Annotated in this window: 12 protein-coding genes; all 12 read right to left on the bottom strand. The window is 39.8% G+C overall.

Annotated elements, in window-relative coordinates:
* Window positions 1–312 precede the first annotated feature (312 nt).
* On the bottom strand, window positions 313–1,470 hold the full coding sequence (locus tag ACFO3G_RS06250) for a sodium ion-translocating decarboxylase subunit beta (RefSeq protein WP_380079035.1): 1,158 nt from the start codon (window positions 1,468–1,470) through the stop codon (window positions 313–315).
* 4 nt (window positions 1,471–1,474) lie between these two features.
* Window positions 1,475–1,909, bottom strand: coding sequence for an acyl-CoA carboxylase biotin carboxyl carrier protein subunit (locus tag ACFO3G_RS06245; RefSeq protein WP_380079033.1), 435 nt, complete (start codon window positions 1,907–1,909; stop codon window positions 1,475–1,477).
* Window positions 1,910–1,945: 36 nt separating this feature from the next.
* Entirely contained in the window at window positions 1,946–2,191 is a 246-nt protein-coding gene (locus ACFO3G_RS06240; RefSeq protein WP_380079031.1) for a hypothetical protein, read from the bottom strand.
* A gap of 8 nt (window positions 2,192–2,199) precedes the next feature.
* Window positions 2,200–3,117, bottom strand: a complete 918-nt coding sequence (locus ACFO3G_RS06235) for an OadG family transporter subunit (RefSeq protein ID WP_380079029.1) — start codon at window positions 3,115–3,117, stop codon at window positions 2,200–2,202.
* A 35-nt stretch (window positions 3,118–3,152) separates the two neighbouring features.
* Window positions 3,153–4,706 (bottom strand): acyl-CoA carboxylase subunit beta, encoded by a 1,554-nt coding sequence (locus ACFO3G_RS06230; protein ID WP_380079027.1) that lies wholly within the window; start codon window positions 4,704–4,706, stop codon window positions 3,153–3,155.
* Between the two features lie 87 nt (window positions 4,707–4,793).
* On the bottom strand, window positions 4,794–5,204 hold the full coding sequence (gene mce / locus ACFO3G_RS06225; protein WP_380079025.1) for a methylmalonyl-CoA epimerase: 411 nt from the start codon (window positions 5,202–5,204) through the stop codon (window positions 4,794–4,796).
* A gap of 853 nt (window positions 5,205–6,057) precedes the next feature.
* Complete coding sequence (locus ACFO3G_RS06220) at window positions 6,058–7,698, bottom strand: S41 family peptidase (protein ID WP_380079023.1); 1,641 nt, start codon at window positions 7,696–7,698, stop codon at window positions 6,058–6,060.
* A 9-nt stretch (window positions 7,699–7,707) separates the two neighbouring features.
* Complete coding sequence (locus ACFO3G_RS06215) at window positions 7,708–8,154, bottom strand: deoxycytidylate deaminase (RefSeq protein WP_380079021.1); 447 nt, start codon at window positions 8,152–8,154, stop codon at window positions 7,708–7,710.
* A 109-nt stretch (window positions 8,155–8,263) separates the two neighbouring features.
* Entirely contained in the window at window positions 8,264–10,318 is a 2,055-nt protein-coding gene (locus tag ACFO3G_RS06210) for an alpha-L-fucosidase (protein ID WP_380079019.1), read from the bottom strand.
* Window positions 10,319–10,925: 607 nt separating this feature from the next.
* Window positions 10,926–12,200, bottom strand: a complete 1,275-nt coding sequence (gene eno, locus ACFO3G_RS06205; RefSeq protein ID WP_380079017.1) for a phosphopyruvate hydratase — start codon at window positions 12,198–12,200, stop codon at window positions 10,926–10,928.
* A gap of 435 nt (window positions 12,201–12,635) precedes the next feature.
* Entirely contained in the window at window positions 12,636–13,853 is a 1,218-nt protein-coding gene (gene pepT / locus ACFO3G_RS06200) for a peptidase T (RefSeq protein ID WP_380079015.1), read from the bottom strand.
* 33 nt (window positions 13,854–13,886) lie between these two features.
* A complete protein-coding gene (locus tag ACFO3G_RS06195) occupies window positions 13,887–15,860 on the bottom strand; it encodes an OPT family oligopeptide transporter (RefSeq protein ID WP_380079013.1) in 1,974 nt (657 codons plus the stop codon).
* Between the last annotated feature and the right edge of the window lie 392 nt (window positions 15,861–16,252).

The raw sequence follows: 16,252 nt of genomic DNA, 5'->3' as shown, positions 1-16,252 counted from the left end.
TGTCAGTTGATTCGAAATAATTTCTTTAATTTGTGTGCGTGTAAGATCCATACTGTTTATCGTTTTATTTTTTCTTTTTCAAAGATAATTGTCTTGGGTCTTACACACTTTTTCGGGACAGTATCAATTGAATACCTAAAAGACACCCTTTTCGGAACAGTATCAACAGTATCCCGTTTTCAACTTTTCAGGGTAAAACCGCCTCGTACTATGCTCCACTGAACAAAAAAGAGTCCGACACTCTTGTCGAACTCTTTATAAAGTATGTTATATTCAATGTTGTTTTGAGGGAACAACCCTCTCATCGAGCTATTAAGCCAAAAAACCTAAAAGCACACCGGCCGCAACCGCACTACCAATGACACCAGCCACATTTGGGCCCATTGCGTGCATTAGCAAATAGTTAGTCGGATCATATTTTAGTCCAACAACTTGTGAAATTCGAGCACTATCAGGAACGGCTGATACACCGGCATTACCTATAAGAGGATTGATTTTGTTGCCTTCCTTAAGAAATAGATTCATAATCTTGACAAACAAGACTCCTGCACATGTAGCAATAATAAAACTTAATGCTCCCAAAGCAAAAATTTTGATTGAGCTCAAAGTTAAAAACTGCGTTGCTTGTGTAGAAGCTCCTACGGTCACACCAAGCAAGATGGTAACAGCGTCAATGAGTGGACCGCGTGCTGTTTCAGCCAAACGCTTTGTCACACCCGACTCTTTTAACAAATTACCGAAGAACAACATTCCAAGTAGTGGTAATCCCGATGGCACAAGAAACGTGGTCAAGAGTAGACCTACTATTGGAAATATAATCTTCTCAGTCGTACTTACAGCACGAGGTGGCTTCATTCGGATGACACGCTCTTTTTTCGTCGTAAGCAACTTCATAAATGGGGGCTGTATAATAGGCACTAACGCCATATACGAATAGGCAGACACCGCAATAGCGCCCATCAAATCCGGAGCCAATTTGGAAGAAAGGAAAATAGCTGTAGGACCATCTGCACCTCCGATGATACCTATTGCACCCGCTTGATTTGGTTCAAAACCCATTTGAAGAGCGATTATATATGCTCCAAAAATACCAAACTGCGCTGCAGCACCAATAAGCATCAGCTTAGGATTCGATATAAGAGCTGAGAAATCAGTCATGGCACCAATACCCAAAAAGATAAGTGGCGGATACCAACCTCTCGAAACACCTTGATAAAGAATATTCAACACTGATCCTTCTTCATAAATACCAACTTGCAATCCGGCATCCTTAAAAGGGATGTTACCAATCAAGATTCCGAAACCAATTGGAATAAGCAGTAGAGGCTCGAACTCGTATTTGATAGCCAGGAATATAAACAACAAACCCACGAGGATCATTGTAAAATGACCCCACGTGGCGTTTGCAAATCCCGTATACGAGAGAAAGACCTCGAGGTTGTCTACTAAGAAACTACCGAAGCCTCCCATAACATTAACCTATAATAACGATGTCAGTACCTTCAAGGATACTATCACCCTTGTTGACCTTGACAGCAACAATCTTACCATCACGATCGGCATTGATAGCATTCTCCATCTTCATAGCTTCAAGAACTGCCACCTTCTGACCTCTCTTAACTTCGTCTCCTTCCTTTACACAAACGTCAATAATAACGCCCGGCAACGGAGCTTTGATACCGGCACCACCGGCAGGAGTTGCTGCAGGTGCACTGGCAGCAGGAGCTGCCACAGGAGCAGATGTAGTAGGTCTTTTAATAACCGGCTTTGCGATAGCCTTCTTCTTTTCACCAACGATATCTACTTTGTATGGAGTACCATTCACTTCCAACTCTGCTTTATCGCCTTCAATGCTTTGAATGGTAACCTTATACTCGTTACCATTAATCTTATACTTATACTCTTTCATATGGTTTGTATGTCTTATTAAGTAATGAGTATTCTGTTAATATCTCTGAGGTTCTTTCAACATGAGATGACTCTTAAGTCCCCATGCCGATACCGATGGAGTGCGCTTAAGTGTAAAGCGCGGATTCTCATCATGAACATCATAACCCTCCTGGTAGAGAGCCATAGCAATAGCCGCATATACTTCTTCTGCCACTTCTACCTTTTTAGAAGAAGCCTTCTTCGTAGTAGACTTTTTGGCAGCTGTTTTTTTGGCTGTGCTTGTTTTATCTGTTTTCTTCATCTTAGTCATCATTTTCTAAAGCGTGGTTGCATACTTCTATCAGGAAGTTGTCTCAGCCCATAAATCTTAGAGCTCCATGGTGTGTACTTGCGCTCAACTCGACAAATGGTCAAAACATTGGAGTCGTCGTCATGCAAATCATCCAACTCGCTCTTCAAGGCCATCGACATTGCTGCGATTACCTCTCCGGGTATGGACACCATATCTTCACTGACTTCTTGTTGCTCTGATTGCTTAGAAGCTCGCCTTCTCGAAAAAGAAATAGCTTGACGGCCAATAATCATAAAGGCAATCGAAAGCATCAAAAGCGCAGAGAATACTACAGTCATAGCTGTGATAGTCATGATTCCGCCAATGGAGTCTTCATTTTTTAGTCGATCTATTTTTTCATTACTGTCTAAAGTAACATTATTGGTACTTGGAGTTACCTTGCTCAATATAGACCAACCATCTTTGCCATCCATCTTACGACCGTAGCTCCTGTCAGCAACAATACTTGCAGCAGGAATGGTTACCTGATCAATTACTGTCGAACCATCAGCATTTACAAGAGCTATGTAGTTGTCCTTGTCGGGATCCAAAAGAAAATTAAGATGAAAAGTACCTCTATCCGACCTGCCATCAGCCCAAAACAACAGGTGCTGATGTGGAGGTATCGCCGTGAGCACATCTCCTTTTGGGATTGGATACTTCTTCAAATTATTGGGATCATCCGTCAAGTAACAGCCTTTGATGTTGACCGTAGCAGCCGAAGTATTGTAAATTTCTATCCACGCACTCCGGTTGCCATAGTGATCAACATAGTTTGTTTCATTCTTAATCAAAACTTCATTAAGCCTCAGTTGTGAAGCTTTTTGAGCTTTGATGGGATGAACAACTACAGCCAGCAATATGCCTATTAATAGAAGTGAGAGCCTTCTCTTCATATTTGATTTTTGAGGCGTTAGCCGCTAAATATGAGTTATAGAGGCATATTATCATGCTTCTTAGCAGGATTCGTAAGTCTCTTTGTACGAAGCTGCTCCAATGCACGAATAACACGGAAACGAGTATTTCTTGGCTCAATCACATCATCCATATAACCATATGAAGATGCATTATAAGGATTGGCAAAAGCCTTGCGATACTCTTCTTCTTTCTCTAATGCTGTGCGTTGTGGATCATCAGATTCCTTAACATCTTTTGCAAAGATAATTTCTACTGCTCCACTTGGACCCATCACTGCAATCTCAGAAGACGGCCATGCATAGTTGATATCACCTCTAAGGTGCTTAGAACTCATCACAATATATGCACCGCCATAACTCTTACGCAAAGTAACAGTTACTTTAGGCACTGTAGCTTCACCAAATGCATAAAGCAATTTAGCACCATGAGTAATCACACCATTGTACTCTTGACCTGTACCTGGCAAGAACCCAGGAACATCAACCAATGTTACCAACGGAATATTGAAAGCATCGCAGAAGCGCACAAAACGAGCAGCCTTACGAGAGGCATTGCTATCGAGACAACCGGCCATTACCTTTGGTTGATTAGCCACAATACCTACCGACATACCATTGAAACGGGCAAAACCAACAATGATATTCTTAGCCCAATCTTGATGAACTTCCAAGAATTCACCATGGTCAACAACAGCACCAATCACATCATACATATCGTATGCGCGATTTGGCTCATCGGGGATAATCTCATTTAGACTATCTTCCAATCTGTCAATTGGGTCATCACATTCAACAAATGGAGCCTCTTCCATATTATTTTGAGGAAGGAAGCTAAGCAAATGACGGATAAGTCTTAAACCATCATCTTCGTTGTCAACAGCAAAATGAGCGACACCACTTTTTGTTGTATGAACAGAAGCACCACCAAGATCTTCTTGCGATACATCTTCGCCTGTTACAGTCTTAACGACTTTAGGTCCTGTCAAGAACATATAAGAAGTTCCTCTTGACATAATTGTAAAGTCAGTCAAAGCAGGAGAATAAACAGCACCACCGGCACAAGGACCAAAGATCGCTGAAATCTGTGGTACAACTCCGGAAGCCAAAATATTTCTCTGGAAGATTTCTCCATATCCTTTCAAAGCATTCACACCCTCTTGGATACGAGCACCTCCCGAATCGTTTAAGCCAATGACAGGAGCTCCCATATGCATGGCCATATCCATGATTTTGCAAATCTTGGAAGCCATCATCTCTGACAAGGCCCCACCAAACACGGTAAAGTCTTGAGCAAAGATATACACCAAACGACCATCAATCGTACCACTACCGGTTACAATAGCATCGCCAAGGAACTTCTTTTTATCAATACCAAAGTTCGTACATCTGTGTTGCACAAACATGTCTACTTCTTCAAAGCTGCCTTCGTCAAGCAAAAGTGCAATTCTCTCACGAGCTGTATATTTGCCTTTATCATGCTGCTTTTGAATACGCTTCTCGCCACCACCTAAGCGGGCTTCTTCGCGGAGCTGAATAAGCTCTTTAATTTTGTCTAATTGATTGCTCATCTTTATTGAAAAAGCTATTTTGATTAGATTATTTACCATAAATCCGACTCTCTCACCAAAGAGTAAAATCGGACAATTTTTCGGCTGTTATTTATCTTTACAGTCACATAGTTCGGTCAAGACACCATGAGTACTTTTTGGATGAAGGAAGCCAATATTGAGGCCTTCTGCACCCTTACGAGGAGCTTTATCGATAAGACGGATATCCTTTGATGCCATCTCATTTAGAGCTTCACCTGCATCAGGCACTGCAAAAGCAATGTGATGAATACCTTCGCCTCTCTTCTCAATAAACTTAGCGATAGGGCTATCTTCGCTTGTTGGCTCAAGGAGCTCAAGTTTTGTTTGACCAACCCAGAAGAACGCTGTTTTCACTTTTTGATCTGCTACCTCTTCGATAGCGAAACATTTTAGTCCAAGAACACCTTCATAGTAAGGCATTTGTTCCTCGATACTCTTAACTGCAATACCGAGATGTTCGATGTGAGTAAGATTCATAACTGATTTTGTTTATGTAATAAAATTTTCTTCTATATCAGGACTATAAAGTTAGTCTTTATTTTTATAACCTATCAGTAGAGTTCTCATTAAGGGAATCCGTTTCTGACACACAAATGTAGGAAAAACAAACGAACAGATATCAAAAAGTCAATGATATCGCATTAAAAACCATTTTAAATCCAATAACTGACTTTGTTGATATCTAAAACACATAATAAGACAACTTAATAGAGAAGAATGTAAATATCTATACTTCAAATATTTAGAAAAGGATTAAACTATACAGCATCAAAACTGCCATTTCTTTATATCTGCTTCAAACTTCGTTAAACCCAGATTTGTCGTTGATAGAAGGTTGAAATAACTGTCATTAGGAGTCTTTTTTTCTTAATACATTATATATCATCACTTTAGGATCTTACAAAATGATTATCATCTTCTAAATTTTCCCCAACATTTTGTTTTGGTGTGATGTTATAAAGGCACAAATGGCTTTGTGGATTGGAATGTATATGATACTCCGATGTTCTATCGACATTTTTGGGTTAAATCAAGATATGTTATCAGAGAAGAGACTTTTGTCATAAAACTATATCAAGCTGGTATTGCTTTTCTAAACAAGAGTATGACAAACTTCACATCTTCGAATTGGACATAAATAGTCATCATAGCATCTTGTGTTTACCAACTTCTTTGTTGCCTTTCAAATATTCTGTCAAAATATTGATTAGGCTCAAATAATTTAGGCCGCCTCTAAGTTTATGAATAGAAATAAAAAGGGTGTGCCACCAACACGAATTTGTGACACACCCTTATAGTACACATGATTTACATAACCAAAGATGTCAATTTATTTTTTCAATGGCCATGCTTTCTTTTGCTTTATCAATTTTACAGCCTCTTCAATGGTCTTATCCCCCATATTCGTAATTCGCCACATTGAAGTACGGCCAAATATATCATCCGCTATCAAAGCATACAACTGTTGTAGTAGTAGCTTTCTTGAGAATTGTAAAGCACCTGTACGCTGTTGAATGCCATCTTCAGTTGCAGCAAAATTGGCAAGTTTATACAGCAATCCTTGTGTATCGAGATACCTAATAAGTTCTTCCTCTGTATCGAATTTTGACAACTTATCTCTATTGTTATCTGCATACACAAACGCATACTTTGCAATCGATCCGGACCTCGCCAATCTTAAATAATAGGCTGTCAGCCCGGAAGTATCAGCAGGGACAAAGACATCCGGAGAGATACCTCCTCCACCATATACCAATCGGCCTCCAATCGTTTTGAACACAAGTTTTGGATCTTTTGGAGGTTGGCCGGTACGGTAAAGATCTCCATCATCAAATCTTTGCTGAAGTTCCATATTATAATCCAAGTTGTCACCACGAACAAAAGGTTTCTGAATACAACGTCCGGAAGGAGTATAATATCTGGCCACTGTAAGACGGGCAGACGAACCGTCATAAAAATCCAAGGTTTGCTGAACAAGTCCCTTACCAAAACTTCTACGTCCTACAATCATTGCCCTATCATTATCTTGCATTGCCCCTGCGAAAATTTCGCTTGAGCTTGCCGACAATTCATCCATCAAAATAACAAGTGGAAGATCTTTCAATACCCCGGATCCATTGGCTCTCACTATCTCTTTTGGATAGGCTCGTCCCTTGACCATGACTATGTCCTGACCAGCTTTCAAAAACTCATTTGAAAGATTTATGGCAACATCCATATATCCACCACCATTACCTCTTAAGTCAAGTACCATACCATCGAGTCCTCTTCGTAAATTTTCGGAGATTGAGGCCAAAAGTTCTTGCAAAGTTGTCTTAGTCCAACCATTGAGTTTGACATACATTACCCTCGGCTCAATTTCGTATGCTGCATCTAAAGAATAGATAGGTACAGGCCCTCTCGTCACTCGAATATCTTGTTTTTTGCCTTTCCTTAAAATACTTAATGCTGCAATGCTACCCTCTTTTCCCCTTAGAAGAGACATAATGCTGTCATTCTCCATTGGATTGAGAAGCAGACTCTGCCCATTAACGGCCAATATGCGGTCGCCGGGCTTGACTCCAGCTCTTGCTGATGGACCTCCATCAATAGCATTGATTACAATGACGGTGTCTTTAATCGTATTAAACTGAATACCAATACCACTAAAAGAACCTTCAAGTCTTGCCGTCTCTCCGCTATTCACCTCAGGTGGCAGATAAGAACAATGAGGATCCAACTGCTCAAGTAAAAGTGGCAACAGACTCTCTTGTAAAGAATCGGGTGATATTGAGTCTACATATTCCTCGTTTATCACCTCCAGCAAAGCACTCAACTTAGAGTATTTTCCTACTGCACCTTCGCGTCTTCCCAAATAATATCCGGAAAAGACAGCTAAGGCTGCCACCGTAAATCCTATTAGGATGTAAATAACCGAAACCCCCGCCTTTTTCTTATGGCAGAGTGGTTTGTCGGAATGATCTTCTTCCATCTTATGTTGTTAATCTTTATTGATTGGTATATAATCGACCTGCACACCGGCTCTTTTGAGAAGTTCAATCCCCTCTTTCAGTCTGTATTCATTTGCATAAACGACCCTCACAATACCGGCTTGTATAATCAATTTTGCACATTCGATACAAGGCGAATCTGTAACATATATCGTAGAGCCTCTACTATCGTTTGCCGACCCTGCCACTTTTGTAATGGCATTAGCTTCTGCATGTAAAACATAAGGCTTCGTAACATTGTTTTCGTCTTCACATATATTTTCAAAACCGGATGGTGTACCATTGTATCCATCTGATATTATTCTCTTATCCTTAACAATAAGAGCTCCTACTTGTCTTCTTTGACAATAAGAATTTTCTGCCCAGATAAATGCCATTCTTAGATATCTCTTATCCAGTTCAAGGGGTTTATTATTATTTTTTTCTTCCGGCAACATAGGGTTTTGAAATTGTTCTAAATGTATGACAAAGATAACAAACAGTTTAATGTTTGCTATACAAGACCAATATCTTCTGTTTCTAATAAAACTAAGTAAGCACGACACATTATCTTAGTCTCAGATTAAGAATATCCATATCATCAATGGGAAATGCATCTTTACTATGTAAGATTTCCACAAAGTTAAGTTTTTTTGACTTGACACAAGCTGGAAGTTCTTTTTCAAAATACTTGTAAGAAGAGAGAGGTTCAAAATCCCATTTGAGTCTATCACCAAAGCGATTGTAAAATTTTGCAATGATTCTATTCGCACCCTTCTTTAAAGGAATGAGTACAATCTTGGAATTGATCTTCTTTCCTCGTTGAAAATCCGAGTATATCAATTGTCCATTGAGCTTAATATACCCACCATTGTTATATACAATTTTGACCGGAAGATCCATATCACACTTTGCTTCAATGTCTTGTACTACAAAACAAGCTGTCAAAGGTCCGTAAGGAAGCGTTTTTGTTTCCGGTGTTACCTTTTTCCAACCTTCAAAACCGAAAGCTTTAGAGAAAAACTTATCAGGGATAGCTCCCAATGTCCCCCCTACCGGATATCGCACCAGAGGTTCCGAAAAAGAGAGCTTCTTCCAATTTGTTTTCTTTCTCAATGCCTTCTTACTATCTAAAACTACTTGTACAGTATCTCCGTTAAGAACCAAATTATATGTTTTATCTATCTCTTCATCAAGGTATGCAATAGTTTTAGGCATCTCAGCAGTTAACCATTTCTGCCCCACACGAATTGTTCGTCCGGTATAATAATCCCCACATGTATAAGCAAATAAAGGAGTTCCACCAAGAATATTCAAAGGCAAAGAATGGTCTATCTTGTGGTCAAGATTGAGATCATCAAAATCAGCCTCCAAAACAATCCAAGGAAACTCGCCTGAATTCGGAACCGTAAATACAGTTTCATTATTCGTCACTTCAAATGGTATTCGTCCACCCTTAGTTCCATATACTGCAATATGTCTAATTCCTGTACAAGGAAGTTGAATCTGCTTCCCCATATAAGTTGGATCGATAAAAAGATAAAGTAATTTGCCTTTTGTAGTACATTCCCCCCAAGGTAATGTATGGGCAAATGGCGTATGATTGGTCGAATAAATAGCATCACCAAAGAAAGCGAGCCAGCTTCCCACTCCCCTTAAAACGGCTTGTTCGTATTGCACTACCGATCCATCTCCTTTGGCACCAATATTGAGAAGGTAATTACCTCCACGAGCCACAACTTTGACCAAATCTCTTATCTTTTCGTTAACCTTGTCCTTTATGGGAATATGCTTTTGCCAAGATCTGTATCCCCATGTTTCCGGATAAATGGATGCTGCAGTTTGCCAAGGATATAAATAGGGAACATCCGGGAGTTGATTGTCTGCCATCACACTAAAATCATGGTATCCGTTGCCAAGTCTTCCACTCACCCTGCATTCAGGCTGAAGCGAATGCACAAGGTGATAGAGTTCTTTGCTTTGCTCCGGAGTAAGCGACCCCATATCAAACCAAAGCTCACTTACCGGTCCATAATTGGTAAGAAGTTCTCTAACCTGCTTAAGATTATACTCGTGGTGTGCCGGAGTTATGCTGTCTGCATTATGGGAAGAGATCGGCATAGCAGCCGGGAAATGCCAATCTATAAGTGAGAAATAGATACCAAAGTTGAGTCCATTTTTCTTACATGCCTTACTCAATTCCATTAGAGGATCACGGTGAAGAGGTGAAGTCTTGACTACGTTATAATCTGTTGTAGAAGTGTTGTACATACAAAAACCATCGTGATGCTTAGCGGTCATCACAACAGAACGCATCCCTGCATCTTTAGCGAGATTACAAATAGAATCGGGATTCCATTTCTCCGGTCTAAAATCATTCGCCACCTCTTCGTACCAATCTGAAAAATGCACTCCAAAACTTAATATCTGCTCGCTATAACCCTGTTCAATGGGCTTTCCCATCCATACTCCCCCAAGTTGGCTGTACAAACCATAATGGATAAACATACTAAACTTGTTGTCAGACCAAGAGGAGTTGCAACGAGACTGAGAAAAGATTTCCTGAGAGAAAGCAATTCCAACCAGGATAAGAAAAAGCGAGATTCGGTGAAGTTTCTTCATATCTTCAATTAAATTTTACGATTGTAAAGATACAAAAGAATGCTTCATCAAAATAAATTGAATATGCAATATCTAAAGAATAGAAATCAGACTAAAGACTTACAGTTACAAAAAAGTCGTTCCTCATAAACAAGGTTCCACACGAAGATCTTAAAGACCGCATAATCATGAGCTTTATCATCACTTATCATAAGCCATTGATAGACTTTTCAGATTCAATATCATACAATTTTATTAACTCCATGGCAGACGGCATAGACTCATTTTATAAAAGACTATAGGCACATAAATCAATCAGAGTTCATATTGAATAACAGAGCATTTATCAATCTTACTTACCAATTTTGATGACCACATCAACTAACTTCTGCAGTTTCTATTGTACAGTATCAATAATACAAATCACAAAGGATGAACAGATATACATTTTTTAATTAGTGACGTCACAATTCAAGTCTAATTTTTTGTAAGATATTATTCAAAAGTCACTATTATGGACATTCACATAAATGTATAAAAAAGGGAATCTGTCAAATTTCACTTGACACATTCCCTTCTCCTTTGTAAGTAAAATATATTCCCCCGAGGGGAAAGTAATCAGTTCAAATTAGAACTTTCTGCCATAAACGGCCTTTTCGCCCAATTCTTCTTCGATACGGAGAAGCTGGTTGTACTTAGCCATACGGTCCGAACGAGAAAGCGATCCCGTCTTAATTTGACCCGAATTGGTAGCTACGGCAATATCGGCAATGGTATTGTCTTCTGTCTCCCCGGAGCGGTGTGAAACAATCGTAGTATAACCGCTTCCCTGAGCCATTGCAATAGCGTCCAATGTTTCAGTAAGTGTACCAATCTGGTTTACCTTAATCAAAATAGAATTGGCACATCCCGAATCAATACCCTTTTTCAAGAACTTGGTATTGGTAACAAACAAATCATCTCCTACAAGCTGACACTTATCACCGATAGCATCAGTAAGAAGTTTCCAGCCTTCCCAGTCGTTCTCATCCATACCATCTTCAATAGAATCAATCGGATACTTAGCAATAAGACCTTCAAGATAATCACACTGCTCTTGAGCTGTTCGTACTGCTGCTTTGTCTCCCTCAAACTTACGATAGTCATACTTGCCATCAATATAGAACTCACTTGAAGCGCAGTCAAGACCAATCTTAACATCTTTGCCGGGAACATATCCGGCTTTCTCTATAGCTTCAACAATAGAGTCCAAAGCATCCTCTGTACCAGCAAGAGCCGGAGCAAAACCTCCCTCATCGCCTACTGCTGTAGAAAGTTTCTTGCCCTTTAAGACCTTCTTAAGTGCATGGAAAACTTCAACGCCCATTCTTAGACCTTCACGGAAACTCGCTGCTCCAACAGGACGAATCATAAACTCTTGAAATGAGATTGGAGCATCACTGTGAGATCCCCCGTTGATGATATTCATCATCGGAACAGGTAATATGTATGCATTAGTACCACCTATATAGCGATAAAGAGGCATTTCCAAATATGCGGCAGCCGCCTTGGCTACAGCAAGAGAAACCCCAAGAATAGCATTGGCACCCAACTTACCTTTGTTGGAAGTTCCATCAAGAGAAAGCAACATATGGTCAATCTCTCTCTGATCAGATGCATCCATACCCAACAATGCAGGAGCAATAATGTCATTCACGTTAGCAACGGCCTTCAATACACCTTTGCCATTGTATCTCTTATCATCATCGTCACGCAATTCTACTGCTTCATGTTCACCGGTAGATGCTCCGCTTGGAACAGCAGCTCTACCCATGATTCCGCCATTCAAATAAACATCAACTTCTACGGTTGGATTCCCTCTTGAATCCAAGATCTCACGACCTACAACATCAATAATTTCCATCTTAATCTGATCTATTGTTTATAATAACCTTTCAAGACCGACAAAAATACAAAAAAACATTCAATTATTCATCTAAACAGATTATGAAAGCACATAAATCTGTGCAAATCTTAAAAGTTGATTGATATGAGATATATTTTTTATTCCATCTATCTCCGGCATTGCCTTTCCCTAATCTCAGTTTATAAGGACTTCAGAATAGATAAGAGTTGTTTTGAGTCTCTTTTGTTTAAAAAAATTTGAAGCACAAAGTATACCCCTGATTCAACTGCTCAGGACCAATTTATATGAGTGAAAAATATTTACCTCGCTCCTTCGTAATTATCACACGCTACAAATTGAACTTAAAAGATATGGCAAACCCCATACACCAGAGCAAAAGACACTCGGCATATGGGGTTGTATTTACCTATTCAGGTATTGATATATCTTATATCACTCTGCCCAAAGCTTTGCCAAATTGATTATAACTTGGACAGCCTTATGCATTGAATCCAAAGATGTATACTCAAACTTTCCATGGAAATTCATACCTCCGGCAAAAATGTTGGGGCAAGGCAGTCCCATATATGAAAGTCTTGCACCATCTGTACCACCACGGATTGGTTGAATCTTGGGCTTCACATCTGCCATCTTCATGGCTTCAATAGCCTTATTGATAACTTCGGGATGAGGCTTTACCATCTGAGACATATTGTAATATTGATCTTTCATCTCCAATTTGACTATGTCTGAGCCGTATTTTTTATTCATAAAGTCAACTGCAGCTTGAAGAATAACCTTCTTTTCCTCAAACAAATCTCTGTCATGATCACGAATAATATATGCAGATTTTGCAGATTCAACGGCACCTTCCATAGAGATTAGAAGATAAAAACCTTCATAGTCAGAAGTATACTCCGGACGCATGTTTACGGGAAGCATCTGATGCAAATCACAAATTACTTGCAAAGCATTGATCATTTTACCTTTGGCTGATCCCGGATGGATATTGCGACCTTGTACAAAAAGCTTCGCTGATGCAGCATTGAAGTTTTCATATTCAAGTTCTCCTTCAAGACCGCCATCCATAGTATACCCAAACTTAGCACCAAACTTTTCAACATCAAAATAGTCTACACCACGACCAATCTCCTCATCAGGAGTAAATCCAATGCGAATCTTTCCATGCTTTATCTCCGGATGACTCATCAAATATTCAGCTGCCGTCATAATCTCGGCTACTCCTGCTTTGTCATCCGCACCCAAAAGAGTCGTACCATCAGTGGTAATCAAAGTATGACCTTTGAAAAATGAAAGTTCCGGAAAATCTTCCACCGTCATCATCAACTCGTCATTGAGTTTGATGTCTTTACCATCATAATTATCAATAATTTGTGGCTTCACATCTTTTCCACTCATATCGGGAGCAGTATCCACATGGGAAATAAAACCTATGACAGGGGCATTTTCACACCCTTTGCTTGCAGGGATAGTACCCATAACATAGCCATGTTTATCCATCTCTACTTCGGTCAGTCCGATAGACTTCATTTCTTCAACAAGGTGCTTCAACAAAACAAGTTGCTTATCCGTTGATGGAAAACTCTCTGAAGACTCATCACTTTGAGTATCAAAAGAGACGTATTTTAAAAATCTTTCTTTCAATTCCATATTCAATAATATTTAATTAAATAGAGTTTGTTATTATTCTTTCTTACCTCTCAAACTATCGAAGATAAAGTATCCAATGATGAGGACATACATACCAATTGCCAACCATTCAGCTCCGTTCGAAGCATTCCAAGCTGTAGCATAAGCATCGAAATTGAAATACTTCAAGATAGCACTGACTACTCCCATCAATGCACCACCTGCAATAAATCCGGAAGCAATCAAAGTACCTCTTTCTTTACGCATTTTATTGAGTGCGGCATCTTTTGACCTCGTGCTAACAAACCAGCTTACCAAGCCACCAATCAATAGTGGAACATTGAGCTGAAGAGGGATAAACATACCAAGAGCAAATGGCAATGCAGGCACACCAATAGCAGTAAGGATAAGTGCAAGCACAGCACCTACAATATATAGAATCCATGGAGTCTGTCCTCCCTCCATAAGAGGTTGGATCACAGCTGCCATAGCATTAGCCTGAGGAGCGACCAAAGCATTTTGACCTGTGAAACCATATGTTTTATTAAGGACCATCATCACTCCCGCCACAGTTACAGAAGCCACCAATACACCTAAGAACTTCCATTTTTCTTGATTCTTGGGAGTTGTACCAAGCCAATAACCAATCTTTAGGTCTGTGATAAAGCCTCCTGCTGTCGACAAAGCAGTACAAACCACACCGCCAATAATCATTGCAGCTGTAGTACCTTGCTTACCGTTAACACCAACAGCAACGAGCACCATAGAGGTCAAAAGCAAAGTCATAAGGGTCATACCGGAAACGGGGTTACTACCTACAATAGCAATTGCGTTGGCAGCTACTGTCGTAAACAAGAATGCTATAATAAAGACAATAGCAACTGCAACAAATGTGTATCCCCAGTTGAAAAGTACATTAAATTGGAAGAACAATACTGTTGCAATCAAAGCAATCAAAACACCCATACTAATTGTCTTCATAGAAAGATCAAGCTGTGTACGAGGAACACCCGTTTCTACTTTGGCACGCTTACCACCTATCTCAGTCGCTGCCAATTTTACAGCTTGCCCAATAATACCGGCAGAGCGTAAAATACCAATAATACCGGCCATCGCAATACCTCCGATACCAAGGGGTCTGGCATAATTAGAAAAGATTTGCTCGGGTGTCATCTGACTTATCAAAAGATTGGTCTCGCCAACAGCATGCTCCATACCGGGAGCGAAATATCCAATCATTGGAACGATAACAAACCAAACCAGGAAGGAACCCGCACAAATAATAGTAGCATAAGGAAGACCAATGATATAGCCAAGCCCCAAAACAGCAGCACCGGTATTTACTTTAAACAAAACTTTGTACTTATCTGCCAAGGCGGTTCCCCACTCCGCTATACGGGTAGAAACATTCTCTGTCCACCAGCCAAAAGTACCGATGATAAAGTCATAAAGACCACCAACAAGACCGCTGACAGCAAGGAGCTTCATCTGCTTACCGGCATTCTCTCCCGTAACGAGTACTTCTGTGGTCGCCGTAGCTTCAGGAAAAGGATACTTACCATGCATATCCTTAACGAAATACTTTCGAAAAGGGATTAACAAAAGAATACCAAGACACCCTCCAATAAAAGAAGAAAGAAATATCTGCATGAAACTTGCTTCCAGTCCTAAGATATAAAGGGCAGGAAGTGTAAAGATAGCTCCCGCTACAATTACGCCGGAACAGGCACCTATTGATTGAATGATTACATTCTGACCAAGCATATTTTTCTTACGCATCACAGTACCCAGACCAACAGCCAAAATGGCAATGGGAATAGCAGCTTCAAACACCTGACCGACCTTAAGACCAAGGTATGCAGCAGCAGCAGAAAATATGACAGTCATCAAAAGACCTAACGAAACCGAGTAAGGAGTAACTTCCTTCGGCTTTGATCCAGCCGGCATAATCGGCTCATAACTCTCATTTGGGCCCAGTTCCCGATATGCATTCTCGGGTAACTTGCCAGCATTTTTGTTGTTTTCCATAAAAGAGAATAAATTATATGTGCTTATAATTACTTATACTCATCATTGGGTATCCTCAAATGTAATCATTTTCCCTTATCTATATGTTATCGCTAACCAAAAGACAATGACCTGTATAATCACACCGCAGGACAAACAGTAGCAAAGATTGTTTTTACATGACGGTACAAACTCTGCCCATTTCCAACAATATAGTTTTGTGCAAGGACAAGTGTGAGACAAATAATGTCATTTCACCCTAATCCATATAAATAGTGGTTATAATTTATTGCTGTCCGATAAAAATATCACAAAACAAAAAATAAGGGGCTGAACTTCCTTCACAGGAATCAGCCCCAATTGTCTTATCTTTATCATAGAAACTTACAAGAAAGACAATGCACAAAAGTATT

It is taken from the genome of Falsiporphyromonas endometrii (assembly GCF_042654485.1).
Classification (GTDB): Bacteria; Bacteroidota; Bacteroidia; order Bacteroidales; family Porphyromonadaceae; genus Porphyromonas; species Porphyromonas endometrii.
This window is presented reverse-complemented; position numbering and strand designations above follow the sequence as displayed.